Here is a 26,896-nt window from a genome sequence, read left to right as displayed (position 1 = left end):
GCCTTCCTGACTGTCACGCCCCGGACAGACCCCGCCCTTTTTGTGCGATGATAACCCAGTTCTGTCCACCGTTTCGGGTCAGATAGACATCCCCGCTTTCTGTCAGAACGGCTGCCTCCTGTTTATTCACCAGGCTTTGAGAAATCTGAACAAGCCTGTCGCCTTCGACTGTATCCATTTCAAGATTAATGGTTTTTTGATGCGCCGGCAAAATATTGTAGAGAGCTGTATCGTTTCCGTACGTTCCCGCCAGAAGCGATACATCCGAACCGCCGGCGAATGAAACACTGCTGACCGATTTTCCATTGAGGTAACTTTGAAAATGTGCCCCGCCGTCCTGAGTCACAAACAGTCCCTTTGTTGTGGCGATGGCAAAAGTGTCTGCCTTTTCCGGATGCACCGCCAGCATCAGAATTTTGCCTTTTATCCCTTTGAGGTCATCGCTGCTCCAGTTTTTACCCCCATCAGTTGAGTAGCTCAGCAACAGTTTCCCAACATCTGACTTCAAATTGTAAAACGTTTGCGCGGAATCATCAGTTCCCCATAATCCCCCGGCAAACTTTTTTGAAAAAGGAATGGAACGGATCAGATGTCCGTCGTAGCTTCTCTCAGCAGCCATTCCATTTTCGCTGATCTGGAGATAACCGTCTTTTACCGGTAGGTTTTGAGTGCCGGCAGACCTGTTTGTCATTGCTTCCTTTTTCCAGCTTCCATTATGATAGGAAATAATTCCGGAATTTGAAGCAATCCACAGTCTGTCACCCGACTCAGTGAAACCGCTGCCGTGTACTTTGCCAAAACGGACGGCCGCCTGATCTCTGCTCGCAGACGAGTGCACTGAATAGATCAACCAGAATGCGAGACCGGCCAGAATAAGGATAAAACCGATTTTTGCCGCAAGCAGCCAGAAAACCAGCTGAAAACTTTTCTTGTCCGAACTGTTCTCATTCTTTTCTTGGGGCACGTTATCTTTTTTGTTTCCGTTGTTTTTCATTGTAAGACAACTCCGCTTCCGAATTCTCCTGCATCCTGTACTTTATTCATTTTAACCGTTTGCAAGACGGATACAAGATTATAAGTTTAACGATATCTCTGCTTATCAAGTCCGTAAAGAAAACTGTAAAGCCAGTAAAGCCAAACCCCTGGCGCGGAGCCGCGGCTGTGACGGCCGAGGATGTCCTAATGCCGAACATGCCACAAGGACGTGCACATTCTTAGTCGAAGATCCGACATCAGTTCGGCTACTTAGCTTTAATCCTTTAAACTTCTACACTTGTTAAAGTGTAAAAAAAGACCAGCCACTGCCAGTCTGTTCTTCATTTTAAGGCACACTTGAAAAAAGCTGCTGCGAGGATGCGATAAGAACTAACTATTTTCCACTGATCAGCCCGATGAAAAGCATCACTTTTTAAAAGCAATAATGTAGTAATCGGTTACCGGCTCTTCGAATTCACCGGAGGCGCTCACCGATCTCAGAGCATCATGCAAGTCACGCTCAAACTGTAGTGACCGGTCGCCAAGCAGAACCTTGTTACATGTCGATGTTGAATAGAGATAGCCGATGATGGATTGGATATCCCGTTTTCTGACCGAATGAATTTTTCCGATTTTCATTTCTTTAAATGACGATCGCTCGATCAACTTTTCATGTGGAGCGCCAAAATTCTTAGCCTCGTCAGCCGAGTGATCAAAAAATTTGTCAATCACGCTCTGAACAGCTTTCTGCCACGGTAGTGACCGATCGCCGAGCATGTGCCCCTGTCCGACGAGAGCAATGGCTCCACCTGGGATAAGACGATCGTAGCACAGAGGCAGCACTTTCTCGCGATCCATCCAGTGAAAGGCATCACCGGATGTAATCAGCCGGAAAGATCCCAATTCAGGCTTAATTTCTTCGGACGACATCCGGAACCACTTCATTTTTTTTGCACCAAGAAGTTCCGTCTGGCTTTGCGCTGACTGAAGCATATCCAAACTGATATCAATGCCCACTGCTTCCTCAAAGTAATCTGCCATTGGAAAAGTTAGCTTACCTGTTCCGCATCCGAGATCAAGCAGCCTCCCCTTTCCATCAAGCCCGCATATCCCGGCAACAAGTTGAATTAACTGCCTGCTGTACTGCCCTCGGTATTTTAAATAATAATAAGCTGTTCCATCAAACAGTTCACGAAAATGAAGAGTATTTTTCACCGAATCACCCATTTTCTTCAGAGTCAGCCGCAACACCTGCTTTTTTTCATCCGCAGCGTCCCGTCTCCGCCTGTTTCAGCTCAGCATTTCTCAGCATTCACCCAGCATTCAATGGTAAAGAAGCGCCATGAACCACTTCATTATTTTAACATACAATACCTTTCAGCCGAGTCTTTCATGACCACTTTTCAAAGATGAACTTACACGATGCTGTCATCATCCTTCTAAAACATTTGGGACAAACCTACAATCTCCATACCTTGCTCAATCAAAGCCTTACTAATCTCATATCCAAGCCCTTTAAATACTCCTGTAACAAGTGCCATTTCCATATTTTTAACCTCTTTTTCCCCATAAGAAAATATATCAGAACTCAGACAGTTTTATCGGAATTCAGACAGTTTTATCGGAACTCAACGGGTCTATTTTTTAAAATTTCCTAGAAAACAAAAAGCAGCGTCCGGATCAATGCCGGAGCTGCTTTTTTACTATAATTAAGTTTAAAGTTATAGCTGCTTTTAGAATCAGCCTTCAGTGACCTTAATTTCTTTTTCAAGATCACCGCGGGACAGATCCGCTTTCAGAAATGATTCGGTTTCCGGTGTATACAGACTCTGATGTGTTTTTTTGTCTATCTGCAATGTGCCGTGGTCGAGCACATAATCAAGTACATGGCCGCCACCCGTCAGTTCCTCATCAATAAAATGGAAGTGGAATCCGGCGACTGCAATACCTTGGGCAAAAGCAGGCGTCCAGAATCCAACAATAGTTCCCTTTTTGTTTTCAAAATGGAAAATGGGCTGCGTTTTCACAGCTTCGGTCATCGGGACCGGTTTTTCCTGATAGGCTACTGTCCGTGTGCTGACTTCCTTGAAAATACCGTCAATCCGGTAAGCGTAGAAAAGATTATCACTTGGCACCAGTTTGTGCAGCTCTTTTTCAAACGATGCTTTGTCAATCGGCGCTGTAAAAGTCTTTTCAATTTGAGGATAAAAATAAGTCAGTGAACAAAACGGTGTTAGATCTTCACTTTTCAGCGGTGTGGCGGTTCCATCACTGCGAAGCCGATAAAATTGATTATCAAAGCCGATCATCTCACCGTCAAGATGATCGAATGTTCCGATGCCAAAATCACCATGCTCCTTTATCTGGTCAAAGTTCATTGCACCGTTATAGACGCCTGCCAGAAGCGAAGTCATTGTTGAAAGCTGAAAAACGGCTCCCGTATCCTTACGTGCTTCATATGTCATTGATGTAAATCTCCCTCCTGAATAAAAAATCGCTCACGCTGCTAGGCAACGATTATTCTTTATCTCATTTCGATTCGATACCAGTCATTCGGTTCGGCCTTCTCATGACTCGAACCGACTTTTTTCTGTTTCGGATCGACTGCCGTTTTTCAGTTATTTTTTTCGGCATTCAGTGCGACTCGCGATTCGGTTAAACAGCACGATCAGTTCAGCTGGTTCGGAATCAGGCTCTTGCCGAGTTCAACGTTGTCACTGTAATCGACAGGCACGTCAATGATCACCGGTCCGTCATTTACTGCCATAGCTTCACGCAGTACAGACTCAAGCTGATCCGGCTGATTGACGCGCAATCCTTTGGCTCCGAATGCTTCCGCATATTTTACAATATCAATTTTCCCAAAATCGACGCCGGAAGTCCGATTATATTTTAGTTTCTGCTGGAAACCAACCATATCGTAAGTGCCGTCACGCCAGACAATGTGCACGATCGGCAGTTTCAGACGGACAGCTGTCTCAAGCTCCATCGCTGAGAAAAGAAAACCGCCGTCACCGGACATTGAAACAGTTTTCGCATGATGATGCACGAGACTTGCAGCCATCGCCCACGGCAATGCGACACCTAATGTTTGCATACCGTTGCTGAAAAGCAATGTTTTTGGTTCGTAAGAGCGGAAATGACGGGCCATCCAAATGTAGTGTGAGCCAACATCGCAAGTCACCGTTGTATCGTCACTCAACAGGTGCCGCAAGGTATGGATCAGGCTGAGTGGATGAACCAGATTCCCTTTTGTTTCTTTCGGCGGTTCGTCGCGGGCGTCCAGCCTTTTTCTCATCTGATCCAGAAAATTAAGTTTTTCCGGTGCGATGTTCAGGCCGGCAAGCTTTTCTTTGATCCGATTGACCGTCGCCTCAATGTCTCCAACCAGCTCGATTGAAGGCTGATAGTAGTGATCAATATCGGCTCGGACTTCGTCGAGATGGATAATTTTGCGTTGCCCGTTTTTATTCCAGAATTTTGGATCGTACTCGACGGCGTCATAGCCGATGGTCAGGATCACGTCCGCCTGTTCAAGAACAAGATCACCCGGCTGATTGCGGAACAAGCCGATGCGACCGAAGAAATGTTCCTCCATATCGCGCGGAATCAGTCCGGCTGCCTGAAATGTTTCCACGACCGGGAATGAAATTTTTCTGAGCAGCGAACGTACTGCCGAGACGACTGAGAAGCGGTTGGCACGCATGCCGGCCAGAATCACAGGCATTTTCGCATGTTGCAGCGCTTCGACTGCTTCGCCAATTGCCTCTTCGGATGCTGTGCCCAGTTTCGGGCTTTCCAGCGGTCCAAGCGCATTTACTTCCGTCTTTGAAACCAGCACATCCTGCGGGAAGCTGACAATGGCTGCACCGGCTTGCGTGGACTCTGCAGCCCGGAAGGCATTGGTCACTACTTCCGCAACGTTTTTCGGATCCACGACTTCTGCGCTGAATTTCGTAATCGGCTGAAAAAGTGCCGCATTATCCATTGACTGGTGGGTCCGCTTGAGCCTGTCGGCGCGCGGTACCGCACCGGCAAGCGCAACGATAGGGTCATTCTCGACATTAGCCGTGGCCATTCCGGTCGCCAGGTTTGAAGCACCCGGACCTGAGGTTACGAGAACAACGCCAGGCTTACATGTTATCCTCCCCACTGCCGCTGCCATAAAAGCCGCGTTCTGCTCGTGCCGACAAACAATCAGCTGCGGTCCGCGATCCTTCAGCACATCATATATTGCATCAATTTTTGCACCAGGGATTCCAAAAATGTATTTCACTCCCTGTTTGATCAGACAGTCGACAACGAGTTCCGCACCGGTCGAGAGCACCTTTTCTTCTGGTTCTTTCTCAATACGACTCATTTTTTTCACTCCTTTTGAATTTATCGATAAAAGCAGGACTGGAATTCACCGGCCATACTGAAAACGTTCTCCGGAAAAGTTTTTTTCCAACATTCGGCGGTACATCCAGGCGCTGATGTCATTCAGTTCTGTTGTTGTATTCAGTTTACAACACCGTTTCATCAGTGTGAAATATATTATTGAGTGCCATGTAATACAGAATAGATATTAATTGAATTTGAAAATGTAAACAAATATAATTTAGTTAGCCAAAATTAAGAGGAGAGAAACCGGATGGAACTCCGTCATTTGATCTATTTTATTACCGTAGCAGAAGAATTACATTTTGGGCGCGCTGCTGAACGTCTGCAGATGACCCAGCCGCCTTTGAGCAAGCAGATCCAGCAGCTTGAAGAAGAAATGGGTGTGACGCTGTTCAAGCGCAATAAACGCCACGTCGAGCTCACAACCGCGGGCGAATTCTTCCTGCCCGAAGCAAGGCAAGCCATTGCACAGATTGATCAGGCTGTTGACACGGCACAGCGAGCGCAGCGCGGTGAATTTGGCCGCTTGGTGATCGGTTTTGTCGGTTCGGCGACATATGATATTCTGCCCCAATTTATCAGAGAATACCGGCGGATCTTTCCACATGTCGCTGTCATCCTCCATGAAATGTCGACACCGGCACAGGTCAGCGCACTGATTGGCGGGCGGATCGACGTCGGCCTGCTCCATCCGCCGGTGAGTAGCTCACTGATTGAAACAGCCCCGGCCAAACGCGGATTTGCCGCACTTTCACTCTCGAAGAATGATCCGCTCGCACGCCAAGACAAAATTCGTATTGAGGATTTGCGGGACAAGCCTTTTATCGTTGTATCCCGGGAAATCTGGCCGGGGTTATATGATGAATTTCTTTCTCTCTTCCAGAATGTCGATTTTACTCCGAAAATTGTCCAGGAAGCGACCGAATATCAGATGGTTGTCGGACTTGTTTCCGCGGGAATCGGCATTGGCGTCGTCCCTGCGACTGCTGAAAAGCTATTCAATCTGGAAGTTGTCTACCGCAGGATCGAGGACCATCCGCTCCATGCCGTGCTCTCCATGGCCCACTTAAAAAAGAACAGCAATCCTGCGCTTAAGCAGTTTATCTCGCTCACCAGGCGGATCAGTGAAAAAGAAGAGCAGCCATTTAATCTTTAATCAGGCTGTCATTCTTGCTTTTCCTTCTCAGCCTGATCAGGCGGACAATGTGCATGATGATTGTTTTAATCATTGCATAGCAGGGAACAGCCAGAATCATCCCGATCGGACCGATCCACTTTCCTGCCACAAGAAGCAGGAAAATAATAGTCAAGGGATGCGTGTTCAGCCTTTTGCCCATGACGAGCGGTGAAATCAAGTGGCCGTCCAGCTGCTGGACAATGACAATCACCGCAAGGACGAGCAGAGCTTTTGACGGGGAATCCATCAAAGCGACAATAAGTGCCGGAGCAGCCCCAAGAATAGGTCCCATATAAGGAATGATATTTGTGACACCGACAATCAGGCCGAGCAGCAAGCTGTATGGAAGCCCGATGATTGCAAATCCGATGCTTGAGTTGACACCGACGAAGGTCGCCACGATGATCAGGCCGTGAATATATGATGACAGTGTCGTATTCAGATCGATCAAAATATGACTCACTTCCGAATGATACTGTTGCGGAAAGAAGCGTGTCACAGCCTCAGGCAGTTTGCTGCCGTCTTTCAACATATAAAAAAGAATGAAAGGTACCGTGACAACCGTCAGCGTCACGTTGACGATCACGTTAAAAAATGTCGTTACCCCTGAACTCGCATGATTGGTATAATTTTTTACCATGTTCAAAAGGGTTGTCTGTATCTGATCGATAGAATAATAGTTCTGATGAATCAGCCATTTAAAACCGCGTGTATCGGCTAGCTGCTCAAAGCTTTTCCGCCAGTTGTTGATATAGTCCGGAAGCTGGGCAAAGAGCGACTTTATCTGGTTGCCGAGCGGCGGCCCGATGGAAGTAACAATCAGCGCAATCAGCCCTGCCAGTAAAATATAGATAAGAAAGATTCCCAGAACTTTCGGAATTCTGAACCTATGAAGCAGATCGACAAACGGGCTGAGCAGAAAGAATAAAAATCCTGCCACAAGGATTGGAAAAAAAAGTGTCGTAATCAGCGTAACAATCGGGATAAAAATGAATGAAACTTTTGTCAGCACAAAGATGAGCAAGGCCAGGGCAAGAAGTTCGAGTGTCCAAAAAATTATCGTCGCATGTTTTTTCAGCACGTCCAGCGATCACACCTTTTTCTCCGTCGTCTCTTCAGGTATTCAAACTATATGAATGAAGGCATCTTTTCTTATTATAGCCCGTGAAGGATTGATGAATCAACGAATACTGTGGGTTTTGTGCTGCATCCGCCTGCTTTATCTGCAGGCGGCAATTGCCGGCAAATGGGCTTACTGGTGTGCCGATCCGATTTAGGAGTATAATTTTAACAACATCAGTCGTCCATTTCTGAAGGGATGTGATTAAATGGGCATTACTTCGATTTTGTTAGCCATTATCTTTATTTCAAATATTTTTCTCGCCGCAATGGTCGTCTTCCTTGAACGAAAGAGTGTCAGCTCAACCTGGGCCTGGTTAATGATCCTTAATTTTTTGCCGATTATCGGGTTTATTTTATATTTAATCTTTGGTCAGAATCTTAGCCGGAGAAAAATTTTCAAATGGGATCACAATGTCCATCAGCGCACGAAAGAGCTCGTCAACAAACAAATGCTGGAAATTGTCAATCAGGATTACCCTTTTTCAGAGCCGATTTTCAAAGATTACCACGGCTTGATTTACATGAATCTGAATAATGACGAGGCTCCGCTGACCTTGAATAATCGTTTGGCTATCTACACGGACGGTGAAGAAAAATTCAGACAGCTGATTCAGGATATCCGTTCGGCAAAGCACAATATCCATATCGAATATTACATTTTCCGCAGCGACTTTCTGGGTCATGAAATTATTGACACACTTATCCAGAAAGCTTCGGAAGGTGTTGTTGTACGTTTGCTTGTCGACGATGAAGGCTCCCGCAAGCTGTCGAAAAAACTTGTGCGGCGGCTGATACAGGCCGGTGGCAAGTTTCATACCTTTTTCCCCGGCCGCCTGCCGCTCCTGAACTTGCGTATCAATTACCGAAATCACCGCAAACTTGCAATCATTGACGGAATTATCGGCTATGTCGGGGGTTTCAATGTCGGGGATGAATACCTGGGGCTCAATGAGAAGTTCGGTTACTGGCGCGACACCCACCTTCGCCTTGTCGGAGAAGCGGTCAACAGTATCCAGTCCCGCTTCCTTCTCGACTGGAATCAGGCTTCCGGCGAACAGGTTCCTTTTCAGGATTACTATGCCGTTGATCCATCCACTCATTATGGAGAAGTCGGCATTCAGATTGTCTCAAGCGGCCCGGACAAGAAATGGGAACAGATTAAAAATGCATTTATTAAAATGATTATTTCCGCAAAAAAACATGTCTATATTCAAACGCCTTACCTGATCCCTGATGAGAGCCTGCTCAATGCGATTTCTATTGCTTCCCTCTCGCATGTGGATGTGCGGATTATGATCCCAAACAAACCGGATCATCCGTTTGTTTACTGGGCGACTTTTTCAAATATTGGCCTTCTTCTTGAAGCAGGAGCGCGCGTCTATCTCTATCAGAACGGTTTCCTGCACGCAAAAACCGTCGTTGTCGACGGGCGGCTTGCTACCGTTGGCACTTCAAATCTGGATTTCCGCAGTTTTAGCCTGAATTTTGAAGTGAATGCATTCATTTATGATCAGCCGACTGCCCGGAGGCTTGCGAAAATTTTCAAGAATGATATCAGGCTCTCGCGGGAATTGACGATGGAAGATTATGAAAAAAGACCAATGATGATCAAATTCAAAGAATCAATTTCCCGTCTTCTGTCTCCAGTGCTATGAAACAAAAGCTTTGCGAAAAAGCGTCGGGGCTCCCTTTAGTCAGGGGAAATCAGTGAATATGCTCACAAACCTTTATTTCTAGAATTAGGTCGAACTTGTTCCCCACATTCGGGTTGAATTTTTCCCAATTCGCTTGAACTCATGCCGTTCTTCTTAATTTAATATTGATGTCAAAAAAAGGCGCCTATGAAAGGCGCTCTTTTTGGTGTTTTATCGTCGAACCGACTCACCGGCGCTCCTGATCTGGCGCAGTTCAGGCACGTTTTCAGGCACGTCCTGGTGCTGTCTCAGAATCGTTTTCATTTCACCGGACAGCGGCTCGACTTTCTTTGTTTTATAATTATAGCCGATCAGCGTCACACGTCCGCGTGCGTGCCAGTTCCCGTGTTCATCAGCAATCGCGTGTTCCACGTCAAAGCTTGAATGCGAAATTGTGCTAATCCAAGTATAAACCGTGATTGTCTCGTCATAATTGATTTCATGAATATAATCGCAATGTGTCGACGCCACAATGACTTTCCAGTCGCTCAAATCCATGCTCGGTGTAAACCAGCGGAAAATTTCGCGTTTCCCCTCTTCAAAATAAGTGTAATAGACCGCATTATTGACATGCCCCATTGCATCGCAGTCAACAAAGCGAACCGGAAGTTTAGTCGTGATCATTTCAAAAAGCCCCCAATAAATACCGAAATTTCCTTCATGGAGACTAGTTTATCACACACAACAGGTGCAGTGAACCGGAAGGCACCGATATAGACATCATATGTCAGATTCACTCTTGCAGCGCGGCGCGATATTCAGAAGGCGAAAGCTGTTCATATTTTTTAAACATCTTTGTAAATGATGCATTATATTCATAGCCGAGCTGATAGGAAATTGTCAGCACGCTTAGCTTTGAATCACGTAAAAGTTCTTTGGCCCGGTGGATCCGTAAAAAGTGGATGTATTCCAAAGGTGTCATCTGCATTTTTCTTTTGAACCAGCCGCAATAATAAGAGGGTGTATAATGCTCCATTTCGGCAAGCGCCTTTATGTCAATCTTCTCAGCGTAATGCCTGCGGATAAAACGGAGCGACTGGCTCTCCGGCTGTTCCGCCATTTTATGAAGCAGATAGTTCAGAAGTAGGACAGCCTCTTCATGATTTTGATGCATAATTTCGTGAATCAGAAGCGCTTTGACCGGTTGAAGGATTTCATCAATCTCGCGGACAAGTCCTTCACGTTCATTCATTATGTCTTTTATAAAAAGATGGGCATACCCCTCCGGCATCTCTACGACCAAGCTCTCATTAGAACCGGAAGAACAAACAGAATAAGCATAGCGAAGGGGCAGCAGGCAGATCTGTGTGCCGGTCACTATCTTCCTGCTCCCAGTGGTAATGACGCCTACATTTCCCTGGATGGGAATCAGCAATTTGACATGCGTCTCATTCAGACGGTTTTGTTCCGACCCATAGGACGTAATATTAAAACAGATGTCACGCACAGCGTCGACTCCTCTATTCATCAATCAGGTCTTACCATTGTTTTTTCAAGCTACACTACTATAAGCTTGCAAACCCACAAATAGGAGTATAACAAAAATCTGAATCCGTGATGTGACAATGTTGTTACAAGATGTGATCTAAACCGCTGTCATTCGATAATTTGCGACAATTTTTATAGTCAACTCCTATAAATCAAGAAGTTTGCATTTTGAAAACGTATTCTCTTAAAAATGGATAAAATTAATCGATAATATGGAAAAGACGGTTTCCCACATTGCCGATATACTTTTTCTGTTAAAACATTATTCAGGGGGAAACTTGAGAAAATGCATCAATTAGTCGCGGAATTCCTGGGTACGGCGCTGATGATCATTTTTGGTGTCGGCGTGCACTGCTGCGAAGTACTGAACACGTCGAAATACCAGGGGTCCGGTCATATCTTCGCTATTACGACCTGGGGATTCGGCATCACGGTATCATTATTTATTTTTGGAAATGTTTGCATTAATCCGGCAATGGTTGTCGCTCAGGCGATTCTGGGCAACATTCCATGGTCAAGCGTTATTCCTATGAGCGCCGCAGAAGTCTTGGGCGGTGTTTTCGGAGCTGTCGTTGTGTACATCGCTTATGCCGATCAGTTCAAAGCTTCTGTGGACATCGACAGAGTTAAAATCAGAAATATTTTTTCTACTAATCCAAATGTACGCAATCTGCCGCGCAACTTTTTTGTCGAATTTGTTGATACATTTATTTTTATCCTTGCCATTCTGGCCATTTCGGCTGTTCACACACCGGGCGTTGTCCCGATAGCAGTCGGCCTGCTCGTGTGGTGTATCGGCATGGGCATGGGCGGCCCGACCGGATTTGCGATGAACCTCGCCCGCGATATGGGACCAAGAATCGCACATGCGATTCTGCCGATCCCCGGCGGCAAAGCAAGCAATGACTGGCAGTACGGAATCATTGTCCCTGGCATTGCACCCTTCGCGGGCGGTATCTGTGCAGCCTTATTTTTCAAATGGTTCTTTGGCGCTTAACTCCAGCATCCTTCAAAAAACCATATAGAGCATCATAAAACCTGCAGATCAGAGTATTCCACTGAACTGCAGGCTTTTTATTTTACATATTCACTAGTAACGCCCGGTATCTTGCCTTTATGGGCATACTGCCGTAATGCGATGCGGAACATCTAAAATTTCCTATATAGCCGTTACAACTTGCAACGATTATGCAGGCTGGTTCGCGAGGAATCATGTGGCAGTTTTCGGATCGCCTCTATATTTCTCTCCCCTTTTAACTTTTACGCAAAGCCGCGTATTTTGCACGATTGTTTCTCATTCCCGTTCTTTAACAATTTTAGATTTCCTAGCGATAATAAAAATTCCAACATTAAATCATAACGAATATATTGTTATTCATTTACATCTTTTTTTTGAGCTGGCGCAACCAATGCGCCACTTTAAATTTATGGAAAAGATGAATTTCAGCCGAATTCACATTTAATGAACTTCCCGGATGATATTCAGGTGAATCATTGTTTATACAAAAAAAGATGCCCTCCAAAGGACATCTCACTAGCCATTCAGTTTTAAAAAGTTAGATGGTCTTTTTTTTGCGGAACGTATGATTAATCCAGACCAGCAAAATAGGAATAAGCGAAATAAAAACGATCAGGAGCATGATCAGAGAAAAATGAGCTTTGATCACTGGTATCTGCCCGAATAAATAACCTGCGAGCAGGCCGACGAGTGACCAGGCAGCACCACCTAGAACGTTATACAAGAAGAAAAATGGATAGCGCATTCGGCTGCCGCCGGCGATGAACGGGATAAATGTCCGGATAAAAGGGATAAAACGTCCAATAAACACCGCGAATCCACCGTATTTATTAAAAAATTGCTGTGCCCTGTCCATTTTTTCCTTATTAATCAGCCTGTTCAGCATATGATGGCTCTCCAGGCCCTGCCCGATTTCACGGCCAATCCAGTAATTTACTGTATCCCCAAGGACTGCGGCAAAAATGATCAGAACGATCAGTGCCAGCAGATTGATACCTGAACTATTATGCGCCGCGATGGCCCCTGCGGCAAAAAGCAGCGAATCACCCGGCAGGAATGGACAGATAACCAATCCGGTTTCAATAAAAATAACGAGGAATAAAATGCCATAAGTCCACATTCCATATTGATTCACAATCTGAAGCAAAAATTTATCAATATGGAGAAAAACGTCAAGAATCCACGATAAAGAGCTCATTCAATTGTCTCCTTCAGTTCGGTTGTCAAAAACACGTTCACTAACTATCCTACCGAAATTTATATGATTATGAAAGTGCTATATGCAATTTTTCAACACCAGAGTTTAATTCTAACCTCCAATTCTGAAGAGATTCTGAAAATCACGTCTTAAAGCAAAAAAAAGCGGACTGGAAGGGTCACCGTCCCCTTGCAGTCTGCTTGCTGTTTATAGCTCAGCCATTTCAGGCACCGATCGCTTTTTTCAGAAAAGCCGTAATCGTTGCTTCCTGTGAATCGCTCAGAACTGAACCGTTCTTTTTATCAATGAATGTCGGCACCGTCATAAACTGATACTTCTTTTGAAGTTCAGCAAAACGCGCCTCATCATCTTCACGTACGAAGTATTCAATTTCGTCATTATATTTCCCGTCCAGTGCTTCGTTAAGCACAATCTTAGCCCGTTCACAGTATGGACAGACCGTTTTTGTGATCATCAGCACTTTTTTCTCCGCCATTCGACAACCCTCCTCTCTGATTCTTCTTTTATTTTAACAAATTAATGGCGAGGTCGTCCCGTCAGCTGCCTGTATCGTCACCAACCATCCCGTGCGAGCTGTTGACAGTTCCCGGCAAGAAGAGTAAAATTTATCCTAATTAATCCTTGTATATTGGTTGGTTTTATTGGCATTGGAACTCATCTTATTTATTCGGAGGCGAATTAGCATGAGTAAAGAAAAAAATTCTTTCGAAGTCAGAGATATTGTACTGACAGGTTTGTTTGCGGCACTCACATTCTTAGGGGTATTTGTCCTGCACTTTCAACTGCCTGCAGCTGTTGGCGGTCCATTCATCCATTTTGGGAACGCGTTTCTTGTATTATCTGTCCTGCTTCTGGGCGGCGTGAAAGGCGGAATCGCCGGAGCAGTCGGACTCGGGTTGTCCGACCTGGTTGACGGCTATGCCTCGACTTCCCCGGTCACTGTCATTCTCGCTGTGATTGTCGCAGCAGTTGTTGCCGGTGCCCTCCGCCTGTTTAAACACAACGACACAGTACTCAATATTTTCTTTATCGCGGTTATTGCTGGTGCATCGAAGATTGTGCTCGAATTTATTCACGGCGCAATCACGCTGCTGGTTACAGGCAGTGCATTCGGCCCGGCTGTCATTGGTTCTTTCACGAGCCTTCCGGCAACGGCCATCAACGCCGTTTCCACTGTCATTATCGTAACCGTCCTCTATATCCCGCTTAAAAAAGGACTCGACATTTTCAACTCCAACAAAGGGGTTTCCAAAGCTTAACGAAACCTGTATGATGAGTTCGGGCAGAATTTTATCTGCCCGAACTTTTTTATACCTACTTATTCAAAAGGAGGTCGGCATGACACCTCTGATCCACATAGATGATCTCCATTTTCAATATTTGCAGAACCAGACGAAAAAAACCTGGATTCTTGACGGAATCAATTTGGATGTAAATGAAGGGGAATTTATAGCCATTCTGGGGCCCAACGGTTGCGGCAAATCAACACTTGCCAAACACTTTAACGCGCTCCTCCTTCCCTCGGATGGAAAGGTGCTGATCAATGGCATGGATACGCAGAATAGAAAAAACCTGCTCACCATCCGCCAGACGATCGGCATGATCTTTCAGAATCCGGACAATCAGATCATCTCAACCATCGTTGAAGAGGATGTGGCATTCGCGCCGGAAAATCTGGGGCTGGATCAAACCGAAATCCGCAGGCGGGTCGATGAGGCACTCGAGGCTGTCGGCATGATTGAGTATCGACATCACACGCCGTTCAAGCTTTCAGGTGGACAAAAACAGCGGGTCGCCATCGCCGGTATTCTCGCCATGCGGCCAAAGTGCCTTGTCCTTGACGAACCGACATCCATGCTTGATCCGAAGGGAAGAGCCGACGTGATTCGGACGATTAAGCATCTGAACCGCCAATTTGGCATCACTGTAGTTCTGATCACCCACAATATGGATGAAGCCGCCCAGGCCAAACGTGTCATTCTCCTTGAACAGGGCAAAGTGATACGTGACAATCCCCCTCAGGAAGTATTCACGGAAATCAGCCTGCTAGAAAAACTGCATCTCAGCGTGCCCCAGGTAACCGAACTGTGCGTGAAGCTGCGGAACCGCGGTATTTCCGTTCCTGATCAAATTATTGATGTCGAAGCATGCACCCGCTCCATTATCGCTGCACTGGAGGAAGAAAATGCCCGTCGTTAAATTAAAACACGTGTCCTACTGTTACGGCAGGGGCACCCCATTTGAAAAAATGGCATTAAAAGATCTATCGCTTTCTGTTGAGCCGGGAGATTTTATCGGCATTATCGGACACACCGGCTCGGGAAAGTCCACTTTAATCAGGCATATGAACGGCCTGCTTCGGCCCGATCAGGGTGAAGTGCTCGTTGACGGGGAAAACATATGGAAGCATCCTGCAAACATTCAGTCAATCCGCTTTAAAGTCGGACTGGTTTTTCAATATCCTGAATCGCAGATCTTCGAAGATACTGTTTTAAAGGACATCATCTATGGTCCGAAAAATATGGGACTCAGTGATCAGGAAGCGCTAGACAAAGCGAGGGCCGCCATTGACCTGGTCGGACTTGACGAATCCTATCTGGAAAGAAATCCATTCCAATTATCCGGAGGCGAACTGAGACGGGTTGCCATCGCCGGGGTCATGGCGATGGAACCTAGCGTTCTTGTGCTGGATGAACCGACTGCAGGGCTCGACCCTGAAGGCCGCAAACGGATTTTTGACCAGATTGAAAATTATCGTCTCAGGACCGGCCGCGCAGTAATTATCGTCTCACATAGTATGGAAGATATTGCCGAACGCGTGCAGAAAGTAGCTGTTATTGACAACGGAAAACTAATCATGTCCGGAAAAACAGCCGACATTTTTGCAAGCGCAGAACAGCTGGAATCTTTGGGTCTGGATATCCCGCAAATTACCAAAGTGCTCATCCGGTTAAAAAAAGCCGGCTATCCGGTCAATACCCGCATTTTGACCGTTGATCGGGCTGAAGAAGAAATTCTGCGTTTGTTCGGAAAGGTCAGGTGATTCCATGGCACGCGATATCACGATCGGGCAATATTTGCCCGGCAAGTCCATCATGCATCGGCTGGATCCGCGAGTCAAAATTACGCTGACCTTTTGCTTCATCATCATGGCTTTTATCTCAAGAAGTCCGGCAAGTCTTGCCTTCCTGATCGCAGTTCTTATTCTGATGATTGCCTGTTCACACATTTCCGCAGCGCAGATTTTCAGCGGGATACGGTCGTTGATTCCCGTCATCCTGATTACAGCGATCGTTAATATATTTTACGTTAGCGGAGACCCGGTCATTCATTTTTACTTTATTCATATTTCAAAGCAAGGCCTATTCGTCGGCCTCGGCTTTCTGATCCGCCTGACCGCAATGATCGCGGGTAGTTCGCTGATCACTTATACGACATCGCTCAGCGCGCTTACAAGCGGCCTGGAGCAGATGATAAGTCCCTTGGAAAAAATCCATGTCAGGGTTGGAGAACTTGCGATGATGATTACGATTACCCTACGGTTTATACCGACACTGGCCGAAGAAATCAGCCGTATTACAGATGCGCAAAAAGCGCGCGGTGCAGAAATTGGGAGCGGTGGTCCAATCAAACGGATTAAATCCTATTCCCCGGTTGTCCTTCCGCTTTTTATGTCTTCTTTTCGCCGTGCCTTTGAACTGACGAATGCGATCGAATGTCGCTGCTATCACGGCGATAAAGGCAGGACACGGATGAACACCCTCACCCTGACACGCGCTGACGCCGTTGCTCTGACTCTGTGTGTTGCTGCCTTCTGTGCTACAATCGCACTAAATTTTATTCCGATTATTCCGGAATAAGTTGCCAATCCCGCCAACCCGACCGTTTTACCGGAAATACGCCGGCAGCCATTAAATCCCTCCCTCCCTTCTTTATGGTTTGCATCGATCATGGGTAATTTAATGATTGAAAGGGGGATTTTCAATGGTTCAAACACTTAGAGAAATTATGTCGGATGATGTGGTCAGCTGTTCGCCGGATCAGACACTTAAAGAAGCTGCCGAACTGATGAGTCAAAACAATATCGGTTCAATCCCTGTCGTCGACAATGGCCGGTTGGAAGGGATCATCACCGACCGTGACATCACCTTGCGCTCAACTGCTAAGGGGAAAGACGACAACCAGGTACGCTGCGATGAATGTATGACCAGCGACAACATGATTTCGGGAACCCCGGATATGGACGTTCATGAAGCCGCTAAACTGATGTCTGAAAACCAGATCCGCCGTCTTCCCGTCGTCGACAACGGCCGGTTGGTCGGTATCGTTGCTTTGGGTGACTTGGCAACGGAAAACCGTTACCGCGATGAAGCCGAAGCAGCGCTTTCCGGCATTTCATCTAATACGTACTGACTCTCTGCAGGTCATAAGAACTGCTTGTCCAGATCTGATTTATTGAAAAAGAAGGGGCCTCCCCCTTCTTTTTCATTGGATTCAATTTCATGTCCCATGTTTGTTTTTAACTCGATTCGGTTCGAGCTCTTCTTAACTCAGTTCATTTTTCGTTCATTTCAGTTTAGCTTTAACTCCATTGGGTTCAAAATCTATTCAGACTGCCGCTTGTCCCGTTCTGAGTAAAGAATTTTATTTGCATTTATCACTTGGATGCTTTTTATTTCACCCATTCTTCAATATCCTCGGACCCATCTTCGAAAATAGTGACGCCCTACATGGAAATGATGAGGCATTCCGGATACCCCGGGTATGCCAGGCATTTCTGAAATTCCAGGTGTTTCAGATATTTCAGGTGTTCCATACCCTCCTTGGGACGAATAATGATTACCCATACTCGTACTTTCTGTTGAAAATCCCGTTCCATTAGAAAGCAGGCTTGATGGAGCAATCAATAATCCATTTGCCGAACTGACCATAGCCAGTGGCTGAACGCTATTTCCATTTTCGGAAATAGGCTGGTTATTTACTGTTGCTCCGGTATAATTTACAACCCCTGTACTGGCCAGGGGATATAAGCCTCCGCTACCGCTGGATGGATCTTCGCTGATCCATTCAGCAGAAGTTTCAATCCCCTTCTCATAGCTGGCCGTTAGTTTGACTGAAACAGTTTTCGTGATTCTTTTACCATTTGGCTCGGTCACTTTAAATTGCAGTGACCATATTTCATTATTGCTTCGAAAAATGCTTGCGGAAATTTGTGATCTGACAGGTACATTCATAATATTCTTCGCACTGCCGGGAAGCTGTTCCCAGAAAAGAGTGGCCGTCTCACTATTCCTCTGAATTTGCTCAATCGTCCCCATCTGAAGAAGACTGCTTGAACTGATGCCGCCGAGTCCGATCCATTGAGCGCTGGAAGAGGACGAGATGCCAGAAGCCTTCGGTACGGTCCAGTTCCCACTGACTGACGTATACAGTCGAGAACCGGCCGGAGTCACCGCGTAACCGGACCAGTTCGACGACTCCTCGGTCTGGGCAGGAAGACTCATCGGGGCAAGTGAAGGTTCCTGCTGCCTGACAGGGTACGGCACTGCATCCCTCTGCGCATGCCCTGCGGCAACCCACTCATGAACCGTCGAATTTTGGTTAACTGGATCGGCCTGATTGGAATGGGTATACGTCAGAAGAACAATAGTGAAAGCAGCAGCGATGGTTAAAGTTAAGGCACTGATTAATTTTGCTTTCAAAATATTCCTTCTCCCCTCCTGATAAATAAGCTATTTTTCAAAAATTATCATACTACGCATCGCACCAGAAAGACGCTTTGTATTAAATATTACATCATATTAACAGATCCAATGGACTTGCCATTAATCTCAAATTATGACATGATATGTGTCAAGACAGATGTAAAGTTTTAGATTTCTAATGAGTGGCTGAGGCTGAATAAAGGGATCGATTCCTATAATCTCATATATCCTGAGAAAATAATGATCAGCTTTTTCTGCTCCGGGGGAGGGACAGCAGCTTCGAAAAATAATAAGTCATTCGGAAAGGATTGTGGATTGGTTGGATCAGTCAGAAACAAAATCAATATTGATCGACTGTGACCCCGGTATTGATGACGCGATTGCTTTGATGGTTGCCTTTGCATGGCGGGACCGGCTTGATATCAAGGGAATTACCTGCGCGGCCGGCAATCAGACTGTACTTAAGACATTCCATAATGCGCTGAGAATCGCCAGGCATCTGAACGTAGAGGTTCCCGTAGCCTGCGGTGCTGAAAAGCCATTGATCAAACCGCTTGCCGTTGCGGAAAAGGCAAATGGAAAGACAGGCCTGGAGGGAATGAATATAACCGAGGATATGATCCGGCCGAATAAAATGAGCGCATTTGATCTCATTTCAAAAATTCTCGAAGGGTCAGAGAAAAAAATTACGATTATCGCGACCGCGCCGCTGACCAATATCGCTCAGGTGCTTAGTGTCCGGCCGCAGCTGAAGACGAAAATAGATCATATTTCTTTGATGGGCGGCAGCAGTCTCGCCGGAAATATGACCCCTGTCTCCGAATTTAACATGTTCGTTGATCCGGAAGCCGCAAAAATCGTCCTTGGTTCCGGTGTCCCGATCACCATGTTTGGCCTGGATGTTACCTATAAGGCCTATACAACACGCCAGGATATTCAACACATCGCCATTCTTGAAAATAGGGCAAGCCGGATGCTTGAAGATCTTCTCCATTATTACATGGGATACTCAGAAAAAATGGGGCTGGATGGGGTCGCCATTCATGATGCATGCACAGTCATCTATGAATTGAAACCCGAATTGTTCTCCGGCATCCAACGGGTCAGTGTTGATATTGATACCGGTGGAGGACAATGTTACGGGTGCACGCTGGTTGACTTGCATCATCTGACAGGCCGGCCTGAAAATGTAGACTTTGTGACTCAGGTGGACCGAACTGCATTTAATGACTTTATTTTCGACAGTTGCTCGCATTACCGCAATTAGCTGCTGCCTGTATACGCGGTTCCTAAGAATCGAAGAAAGCGCCGATCAGAACTACCCACTCAAACTTAAAGCAGATTGAATTATTTTGATATCATCTTTTGCTCATACTCTGTTCGTTTGGAATAACCCAATAATTAAAAAAGGCGTGATTTTTCATGAATAAGAAAAGAAACTTATGGATGGTCAAATTGAATACGGCTTCAATTGTTTTAATTCCTGCTGCCGTAGCCATCAATTACATCGGCAAGCTGTTCGCCGAAACGCTCAGGCTTCCGCTTTGGCTGGACTCAATCGGAACCATTTTTGCCGGCATTCTCGGCGGACCGGTTCTGGGTGCACTGTCCGGTTTTATCAATAATATTATCTATGGCCTGACTATAAGCCCTGCCTCAGCCGTCTACGGCATTGCCAGTATAGGCATCGGCATCGCCTCGGGTATTCTTGCCTATTACGGTATGGCAGGAAGGTTATGGAAGATCATTATTTTCGGGGTGATTGTTGCCTTCGTGTCATCGATCATTTCTGTACCGCTGAACTATGTTTATTACGGTGGACAGACCGGCAATATCTGGGGTGACGCCGCGTTTGCCTTTCTGAATGCACACCATGTTAACGCAATCCTCTCATCGTTCGTGGATAACATATCCGTGGATGCTCCCGATAAGATTATCAGTTCGATCGTTGCTTTTGCAGTTTTTCGCGTTTTACCCAAGAGCTTGACCATCCTATATGACAATAGCCAGAAGACCACAAGTCTTGATTAAATCATATGGATCTGTTGCCACTGAATGATGGAATTTTTCAGGCTTTAGCAGTGCTATCGGAAGTGCCCGTCCGGATTACTCAAGTATCAGAGCCGTCCGTCCAATGACTGACTGAAGTTAATGAGGAGAGATCGCATTGAAATCTATTTCTTTATATGTCGATAAGAAGTCTTTTGTTCACGATGCGGATTTCTTAACCAAACTCGTTTACATTTTCGTGTTCATTGTGGCCCCGATCATTTCCGGCTCAGAGACAATCGGTATACTTGCTGTCCTGATAAACATGATTTTGATCATTTGTGCCAGGGCTATGAAAAAAATGATTCCGGTTATCACGCTTTCTCTCTTTGTGCTTTTATCCGTTGTCATTGTGCAAAGCGCGTTTATGCCGGGCTATCATATTATACTGTTTTCCATCGGCCCTGTTCATTTCTACCAGGAAGGTCTGATTTATGCTTCTTCAATCATCGTGCGTTTTTTGGATATACTGCTTGCTTTTTCGCTTGTAGTCTTGACCACACGCCCTTCTGATATGGTTGAGACGCTTCAGCGTAAGGGGCTCTCGCATCGGATAGGTTATGTGATCAATTCGATTTTTCAGATTATTCCACAGATGACTACAACTATGAAGACGATTTCCGATGCTCAGCGTTCAAGAGGGCTGGAAACAGAAGGAAACCTCTTTGTCCGGGCCAGAGCCCTTCTCCCTCTGATCGGTCCTGTGATGATCAACGCCCTTGTAAGCACCCGGGAACGTGCGATGGCACTGGAGGCCAGAGCCTTCAGTGCCACTGTGGAACGAACTTATTTCCATGACGAAATCGTCTACAAATACAAGACGCCGGTCAGAATAATTCTGGCAATGCTTTTGATTGCTTCAATCGTGTGGAGGCTGCTATGAGTAAAATTACCGTCACCAATCTGCAATACAGGTATCCGCTGACTGCCGAACTCGCGCTCAGAGGACTGAGCTTTGAAGTTGAACAAGGCGAATTTATTGGTGTTATCGGCCGAAATGGGGCGGGTAAATCAACTCTATGCGCAGCTCTGACCGGTCTGGTTCCCCACTTTTTCAAAGGTGCATACGGCGGTTCGGTGAGAATTGACGGAATTAATGTTAAAGAGAGCAAGTTAAGCGATCTTTCCCCAAAAATTGGCATTGTCTTTCAAAATCCTTATACACAAATGAGCGGGGCAAAAGAAACAGTGACTGAGGAATTGTCCTTTGGCCTGGAGAATCTTGGCGTACCCAAGCCGGAGATGCTCGCGCGTATTGATGATACATTAAATTTACTGGAAATTAAAAACTTACATGACAAAAATCCATTTGAGCTTTCCGGTGGCCAGATGCAGCGCGTCGCAATTGCCAGTATTCTTGTGACGCGGCCCGAATTACTGGTTCTTGACGAACCTACCTCCCAACTTGATCCGCAGGGTACCCGGGAAGTCTTCAGAGCGCTTAAGCACCTGAGTAAACAAGGAATGACGATCATCATGGTTGAGCACAAAATCGAGGAAATCGCTGAACATGCCAATCGTGTGATGCTTTTGGATCAAGGGAACATTGTTGCTTTTGATACACCGGCGAAATTATTCTCTCTCAATCAATTGGCGGAACATGGCGTACGTCCGCCGGTTTTCACTGAAATCTGCAGAGGGCTCGATATTCGCAATCAGCAATCAGGCCTCTATCCGATCACACTTCACGAAGCGGTAAATGAGGTGCAAAAATTCAATGAATCTAATTGAAGTTAAAAATCTACATTTTTCCTATCCGGACAGCGATGAGTTGTTAAAGGGAATTAATCTGACATTTGACTGCAGCAGCACAGCGATCATCGGGCAGAATGGTGCCGGGAAAACAACATTTGTCAAGCTTCTCAAAGGCCTTCTGAAACCTGTGTCTGGCGATATACTGATTTGCGGCGCCAACACAAAACAAATCAGCGTTGCAAAACTGGCGGCTTATATCGGACTTGTATTTCAAAATCCCGGTGATCAGATTTTCAAAAGCAGTGTTTACGATGAGGTCATTTTTGGTCCACTCAACATCGGAATTCCTGCGGGAGAGGCGGATGAAAATACAAAAAGAGCGCTGGAGCAGGTCGGACTGGAAAGCAAAGTGCGCGACAACCCGTATGATCTTTCATTCTCCGAGCGCAAGTTGGTCAGCATCGCTTCAATCTTGGCCATGGATACCCGGATTGTGCTGCTGGACGAACCGACAATGGCCCAGGATTATCCGGGCAAACGCTTGATTAAAGCATTAATCAGAAAACTTGAGCGTGAGGGAAAGCTGGTCATTTCTATTCTTCACGATATGGATTTTGTCGCTGAAACCTTCAAAAGAACGATCGTCTTTCAGGATGGTAAAGTCAGAATCGACAGTGACACGAAATCAGTTTTTTCACAAACAGATGCGCTTCGCGCGGCCGATCTCGAGCCGCCGCATGTGACGCAGCTAAGCCATCAGCTCGGATATGATGAAGCCTATTTGACTGCAGAACAATTTGTAGCGGACCGCCTTCGGGAGCGCCAGAAATTAAAGACGGGCCGTAGCTGAACGCGTATAGTATCTAGTAAATAATCTATAAGAACAAGAGTCCGAAACCCTTTGGAAAGCAAGGCTTGCGGACTCTTGTTTGCTATATGTTCTGTATATAGTCAATAATGCGCATATTCGTACATGAGAAGGTGACTTGCTAACGCTTCAGCCAGTTTAGCCGATAAATCTTAAGTTGCGGGCATACTCATTATCAAGAGATGCCGGTGATGTGAGTGCCCGCTTTATGGCTTAATGTATACATAACCACTATTTTGCTTTTTCACCAATTCTACAATTCCCGCCGGAACGACAGAGACAAACTTTAGAAGATCCTCTTTCGAAATATGCTGTGCATTTAGTGCATTCTGGCAAGCAACAAATTGTACACCTTGACCATTAAGATCTGTCATTTGAGTCACAAATTCTTTTGATTGATAAGCAGCGACAGCAGCTGCATTGGCCACTACTTCAATTTCAGCAAGGTCTTGGCTTGCCAAAAGATTTTTAACATTTCCAAGTAAAAGTGGCCACTTGTCTTCTTCGTCGATGTGAAAAATGACACGATACACAGGATGCATGGTTTCAATCTCCCTTTTTGTTTCTATTTTTATTATACGTCATCGCCACTTTAATTTATAAGGATATGATAATCACAGCATTCAAATGCACGCTGAAAAAAAGCAGCACAAATCATCATAGTACGGAGCGGGCGGGCTGTGATGATAGCCGCAACCGCAGAGAAAGAGAGTTCCCGTATAAGACCTGGAGCTCTCTTTCATACTTGCATAGTTAGACAGCACTGCCTAGATTTGTTCACTGCCGTTTATTATTTTACTGATTGCGATCCTTCCCTTTACGCGGCTGGCTGTTCATACGATGATCGGAACAACTGCCGCAATTGTTCCATTAGTCCTATACGTCTCACCTTACATAGGACGACTTGTGGAAAACTCTCTGCTGGATATTGATCCGGGCATTCTGGAGGCAGCAAAGGCCGTGGGGACCATGACGGTGGAAAGAGACTGTCACTTACACGAGCATATCCAGCTTACCTTGTTCGGCAATAGATACGATATTTTGAAGGAACTGAAGTTTTGTGCGCCATCAGCCGATACTTGCCTGATTCGCCAAGAGCAATGTGGTGACCTGTTCCTATCAGAAAATCACCGAATTTTAATTGTTTCCCCATCGTGTATCTGCCTCCTCTGCGTCAAACGCTCAGTGCGTCCGGCCAAGCTGCATAATTGGTCCGTTCTCCCGCGTCTCACTTCATTCTTTATTTAAATCTTTCAAAACAGCAATCGCGGAACGATAATAAAAACCAGCGGCTACGCGAATTCCTGCGGGATCTACCTGAAAGGAGGGGTGATGCCAGTCTTGGGGCCCGTCGGATCCAACAAACACAAAAACTCCGGGAACTTCCCGCTGAAAACAGGAGAAGTCGTCGCCCGCTACCGACAGCTCCGGTGTCACCACCTTGACTTCTGTCTGATTCGCCGTCTGAACAATCCGGGTCAGTTTCTCGTCATTCAATACAGACGGTGTTCCCTGGCCCCATTCCACGCGAACCTGTACGCCATAAGCCCGCTCCAGTCCCTTAGCAATATCCTCAAACCGGTTGATGATCAGATCACGGTCCTCGTCATAAAACGTGCGCACTGTGCCTAGAAGTTCGACCTCCCCGGGGAGCACATTCCAGACGTCTCCTCCATGAATGCTGGTGACACTGACAACAGCTTCATGCTTCGGAGAGATATTCCGGCTGACGATCGTCTGAACCGTCTGAATAAACGAAGAAGCGGCAACGATCGAATCTTTGGTCCGTTCCGGAATAGCTGCGTGCCCGCCGATCCCATGGAAAGTGATCCTATATTTGTCACACGCCGCCATGAGCGGTCCAGCCTTAATCCCAATCGTCCCGACGGGTAAGTCCGGCTTGTTGTGAATGCCTATAACTGCATCAAGCCCCTTCAACTGTCCATCTCTGACAACCTGAAGGCCGCCATGCTCCGCCTCTTCAGCCGGCTGAAAAATCAAACGTACGGTGCCCGAAAGTTCTGCCTGTTTTTCCTTGAGCCAATAAGCCGCCCAAAGCAAAGCACTTGTATGAAAATCATGGCCGCAGGCATGCATGACGCCATCGTTCTGAGATTTGTATGGGACTTCGGTCTGTTCCTTGATCGGCAGCGCATCAATATCGGCCCGTAGCCCTACAACCGGTCCATTCGGATCTCCCGCAATCTCAGCAAAAACTCCGGTCGGCAGATCAGTCTCCCGCAATGTGATTGACCGCTCGCTCAGCCAATGTCTGATTTTTTTAGTCGTTGCGAATTCCTGTGCGGACAGTTCCGGATGCTGATGCAGATCTTTAAAAATCGCCAGAATTTTCTCGTCCAGTTTTTCTTCAGTCATACCTGTTTCTCACCTGCCTTGTAGGCATTCGGGTATACAGACTGTTTGTTCTGATCTGTCTGAGTAACAAACGATTCAACCTTGTTGATCGCATTCAGGATAAAATCGACACTAATCTTCTTAAAAACAAAATAAAACCCAATTTCTGTCTCGACACATTCTGTTGCCAAGACCCTTTTTGCTTGATTCACATTACTAATGCCAAACTGGTCGAGCGAATATCTGAGTCCAATCTTTTTGTAAAAGGGCAGAAGTTTCCTCACTTCCGCTTCATTACCTTGGGTCAGCAAAAGAACAAGCAGGCCATAAGCGACCTTGACTCCGTGCTGCAGACGGTACGTCTCTGGAATCTTGCTCATGGCATTATGGATTGCATGCGCTCCGGAAGCACGACCGTAGTCGCGGGCAAAACTACCGACTGTTCCGGACAGGCCAACAATGACATCGGAGACAACGCGAAAAGCCGGACTGATTTGGTGCGCTTCAAGGCTTGCCACCGCTTCCCCTGAATAACGAAGCAACAGTTTTTTTGTATCCAGCGCGGCATCCAGTCCCAGTGAAACAAAAGGATCCGCCGTCTGGGCTTCATCCTTTTGAATTGATTTTGCTTCATACCATTTGGCCAGCGTATCCCCGATGCCGGCGATATAATAATCTTTCGGCGAATCGATCAATAAAGACAGATCAACCAGCACGGCATAAGCCGACTCCTCAAAATGATCCCTGCCGATATGAACATGCTGCGAGTTGTAGATAATGGCGAGCGGCGTATAAGCCGAGCACGTCCCAAGCACGGTCGGGATGCAAATGTACTGCGACCGCAGCCGATGATTAACCCCCTTAGCCGTATCCAAGACACGGCCGCCGCCGATACCGATGATCAGATCGGCCTGTCCGATTTCTTTCACCAGACGGTCCATGTCCTCATGACTGGATGTACCGTCGTAGCGATGAATCGGCCATCTGACTTCTTTCTTATAGATCTTTTGGAAAGCCGCAAATGATTTTTCCCCCGTGACGATGTGTATCGACGAGAAGGGTACAGCAATCTCATCCAGATGAGTAATCGCATCATCCAAGCAGATATACTGGCTCGGGCCGCCCCTGACAATTTTTCCAAGATCCAT

At 46.2% G+C, this 26,896-nt stretch carries 27 protein-coding genes and 1 pseudogene; 14 read left to right on the top strand and 14 right to left on the bottom strand.

The genetic code is table 11. The annotated features are described in order from the left end of the window. Positions 1-13: 13 nt before the first annotated feature. From COP04_RS07330 to alsS, 4 genes are all read right to left on the bottom strand, one after another. Positions 14-994: a beta propeller repeat protein gene (locus COP04_RS07330; protein ID WP_100487372.1), complete on the bottom strand. Its 981-nt coding sequence runs from the start codon at positions 992-994 to the stop codon at positions 14-16. A gap of 407 nt (positions 995-1,401) precedes the next feature. After that, positions 1,402-2,226 (bottom strand): class I SAM-dependent methyltransferase, encoded by an 825-nt coding sequence (locus COP04_RS07325; protein ID WP_157800226.1) that lies wholly within the window; start codon positions 2,224-2,226, stop codon positions 1,402-1,404. Positions 2,227-2,714: 488 nt separating this feature from the next. Further along, positions 2,715-3,440: an acetolactate decarboxylase gene (gene budA, locus COP04_RS07320; RefSeq protein WP_100487370.1), complete on the bottom strand. Its 726-nt coding sequence runs from the start codon at positions 3,438-3,440 to the stop codon at positions 2,715-2,717. 203 nt (positions 3,441-3,643) lie between these two features. Next, complete coding sequence (alsS, locus tag COP04_RS07315) at positions 3,644-5,335, bottom strand: acetolactate synthase AlsS (RefSeq protein WP_100487369.1); 1,692 nt, start codon at positions 5,333-5,335, stop codon at positions 3,644-3,646. Between the two features lie 273 nt (positions 5,336-5,608). Between alsS and alsR the strand changes: the two genes are divergently transcribed. Next, positions 5,609-6,514, top strand: a complete 906-nt coding sequence (gene alsR, locus COP04_RS07310) for an acetoin biosynthesis transcriptional regulator AlsR (protein WP_100487368.1) — start codon at positions 5,609-5,611, stop codon at positions 6,512-6,514. Here alsR and COP04_RS07305 read toward each other — a convergent pair. Continuing rightward, complete coding sequence (locus tag COP04_RS07305) at positions 6,504-7,616, bottom strand: AI-2E family transporter (protein WP_100487367.1); 1,113 nt, start codon at positions 7,614-7,616, stop codon at positions 6,504-6,506. The two genes, alsR and COP04_RS07305, sit on opposite strands and share 11 nt — an antisense overlap. A 247-nt stretch (positions 7,617-7,863) precedes the next feature. On the opposite strand from COP04_RS07305, the gene cls reads away from it, so the two are divergent. Continuing rightward, a complete protein-coding gene (gene cls / locus COP04_RS07300) occupies positions 7,864-9,312 on the top strand; it encodes a cardiolipin synthase (protein WP_100487366.1) in 1,449 nt (482 codons plus the stop codon). Between the two features lie 210 nt (positions 9,313-9,522). On the opposite strand, the gene COP04_RS07295 is transcribed toward cls, so the two are convergent. Beyond that, positions 9,523-9,975, bottom strand: coding sequence for an acyl-CoA thioesterase (locus COP04_RS07295; RefSeq protein ID WP_100487365.1), 453 nt, complete (start codon positions 9,973-9,975; stop codon positions 9,523-9,525). Between the two features lie 109 nt (positions 9,976-10,084). After that, positions 10,085-10,798, bottom strand: a complete 714-nt coding sequence (locus COP04_RS07290) for a helix-turn-helix domain-containing protein (protein WP_239984797.1) — start codon at positions 10,796-10,798, stop codon at positions 10,085-10,087. A 327-nt stretch (positions 10,799-11,125) separates the two neighbouring features. Between COP04_RS07290 and larD the strand changes: the two genes are divergently transcribed. Further along, the gene (larD, locus tag COP04_RS07285; RefSeq protein WP_100487363.1) at positions 11,126-11,836 is read left to right on the top strand and encodes a D/L-lactic acid transporter LarD; all 711 of its coding nucleotides are present in this window, start codon (positions 11,126-11,128) and stop codon (positions 11,834-11,836) included. A 559-nt stretch (positions 11,837-12,395) separates the two neighbouring features. Here the strand turns inward: larD and COP04_RS07275 are convergent. Beyond that, positions 12,396-13,055, bottom strand: a complete 660-nt coding sequence (locus COP04_RS07275) for a VTT domain-containing protein (protein WP_100487362.1) — start codon at positions 13,053-13,055, stop codon at positions 12,396-12,398. 223 nt (positions 13,056-13,278) lie between these two features. Beyond that, a complete protein-coding gene (locus COP04_RS07270; protein ID WP_100487361.1) occupies positions 13,279-13,551 on the bottom strand; it encodes a glutaredoxin family protein in 273 nt (90 codons plus the stop codon). A gap of 208 nt (positions 13,552-13,759) precedes the next feature. Between COP04_RS07270 and COP04_RS07265 the strand changes: the two genes are divergently transcribed. The 5 genes from COP04_RS07265 to COP04_RS07245 all read left to right on the top strand — a co-directional run bounded on the left by COP04_RS07265 (position 13,760) and on the right by COP04_RS07245 (position 17,489). Beyond that, positions 13,760-14,335, top strand: coding sequence for an ECF transporter S component (locus COP04_RS07265; protein WP_100487360.1), 576 nt, complete (start codon positions 13,760-13,762; stop codon positions 14,333-14,335). Between the two features lie 79 nt (positions 14,336-14,414). Next, positions 14,415-15,275, top strand: a complete 861-nt coding sequence (locus COP04_RS07260; protein WP_100487359.1) for an energy-coupling factor transporter ATPase — start codon at positions 14,415-14,417, stop codon at positions 15,273-15,275. Continuing rightward, complete coding sequence (locus COP04_RS07255) at positions 15,262-16,119, top strand: energy-coupling factor transporter ATPase (protein WP_100487358.1); 858 nt, start codon at positions 15,262-15,264, stop codon at positions 16,117-16,119. Before COP04_RS07260 ends, COP04_RS07255 begins: the two co-directional genes overlap by 14 nt. Positions 16,120-16,123: 4 nt before the next feature. Next, the gene (locus COP04_RS07250; RefSeq protein WP_100487357.1) at positions 16,124-16,936 is read left to right on the top strand and encodes an energy-coupling factor transporter transmembrane component T family protein; all 813 of its coding nucleotides are present in this window, start codon (positions 16,124-16,126) and stop codon (positions 16,934-16,936) included. A gap of 124 nt (positions 16,937-17,060) precedes the next feature. Further along, positions 17,061-17,489, top strand: a complete 429-nt coding sequence (locus tag COP04_RS07245) for a CBS domain-containing protein (RefSeq protein WP_100487356.1) — start codon at positions 17,061-17,063, stop codon at positions 17,487-17,489. Between the two features lie 275 nt (positions 17,490-17,764). Here the strand turns inward: COP04_RS07245 and COP04_RS07240 are convergent, their stop codons facing one another. Then, a complete protein-coding gene (locus COP04_RS07240; protein ID WP_100487355.1) occupies positions 17,765-18,778 on the bottom strand; it encodes a G1 family glutamic endopeptidase in 1,014 nt (337 codons plus the stop codon). Positions 18,779-19,100: 322 nt separating this feature from the next. Here COP04_RS07240 and COP04_RS07235 point away from each other — a divergent pair, with 322 nt between their 5' ends. From COP04_RS07235 to COP04_RS07215, 5 genes are all read left to right on the top strand, one after another. Further along, positions 19,101-20,048, top strand: coding sequence for a nucleoside hydrolase (locus COP04_RS07235; RefSeq protein ID WP_157800225.1), 948 nt, complete (start codon positions 19,101-19,103; stop codon positions 20,046-20,048). A gap of 155 nt (positions 20,049-20,203) precedes the next feature. Further along, entirely contained in the window at positions 20,204-20,812 is a 609-nt protein-coding gene (locus tag COP04_RS07230; RefSeq protein WP_100487353.1) for an ECF transporter S component, read from the top strand. Between the two features lie 136 nt (positions 20,813-20,948). Next, the gene (locus COP04_RS07225) at positions 20,949-21,713 is read left to right on the top strand and encodes an energy-coupling factor transporter transmembrane component T family protein (RefSeq protein WP_157800224.1); all 765 of its coding nucleotides are present in this window, start codon (positions 20,949-20,951) and stop codon (positions 21,711-21,713) included. Beyond that, entirely contained in the window at positions 21,710-22,561 is an 852-nt protein-coding gene (locus COP04_RS07220; RefSeq protein ID WP_100487351.1) for an energy-coupling factor ABC transporter ATP-binding protein, read from the top strand. The genes COP04_RS07225 and COP04_RS07220 overlap by 4 nt, the downstream gene beginning before the upstream one ends. After that, positions 22,548-23,375 (top strand): energy-coupling factor ABC transporter ATP-binding protein, encoded by an 828-nt coding sequence (locus COP04_RS07215; protein WP_100487350.1) that lies wholly within the window; start codon positions 22,548-22,550, stop codon positions 23,373-23,375. The genes COP04_RS07220 and COP04_RS07215 overlap by 14 nt, the downstream gene beginning before the upstream one ends. A 224-nt stretch (positions 23,376-23,599) precedes the next feature. Here COP04_RS07215 and COP04_RS07210 read toward each other — a convergent pair whose 3' ends face one another. After that, positions 23,600-23,935 carry a DsrE family protein gene (locus COP04_RS07210; RefSeq protein ID WP_100487349.1) on the bottom strand — a complete coding sequence of 112 codons (336 nt, stop codon included), beginning with the start codon at positions 23,933-23,935 and terminating at the stop codon, positions 23,600-23,602. Between the two features lie 235 nt (positions 23,936-24,170). On the opposite strand from COP04_RS07210, the pseudogene COP04_RS20225 reads away from it, so the two are divergent. Beyond that, a pseudogene (locus tag COP04_RS20225) lies at positions 24,171-24,374 on the top strand (methionine ABC transporter permease); the annotation flags it as partial. Between the two features lie 31 nt (positions 24,375-24,405). Here COP04_RS20225 and COP04_RS19515 read toward each other — a convergent pair. The 3 genes from COP04_RS19515 to COP04_RS07195 form a co-directional block, all read right to left on the bottom strand. Beyond that, positions 24,406-24,546 carry a hypothetical protein gene (locus tag COP04_RS19515; protein WP_157800223.1) on the bottom strand — a complete coding sequence of 47 codons (141 nt, stop codon included), beginning with the start codon at positions 24,544-24,546 and terminating at the stop codon, positions 24,406-24,408. Between the two features lie 80 nt (positions 24,547-24,626). After that, complete coding sequence (locus COP04_RS07200; protein ID WP_100487348.1) at positions 24,627-25,769, bottom strand: amidohydrolase; 1,143 nt, start codon at positions 25,767-25,769, stop codon at positions 24,627-24,629. Further along, a complete protein-coding gene (locus tag COP04_RS07195) occupies positions 25,766-26,896 on the bottom strand; it encodes an iron-containing alcohol dehydrogenase family protein (RefSeq protein WP_100487347.1) in 1,131 nt (376 codons plus the stop codon). Before COP04_RS07195 ends, COP04_RS07200 begins: the two co-directional genes overlap by 4 nt.

Source organism: Sporolactobacillus pectinivorans, from assembly GCF_002802965.1.
Taxonomy (GTDB): Bacteria; Bacillota; Bacilli; order Bacillales; family Sporolactobacillaceae; genus Sporolactobacillus; species Sporolactobacillus pectinivorans.
This window is presented reverse-complemented; position numbering and strand designations above follow the sequence as displayed.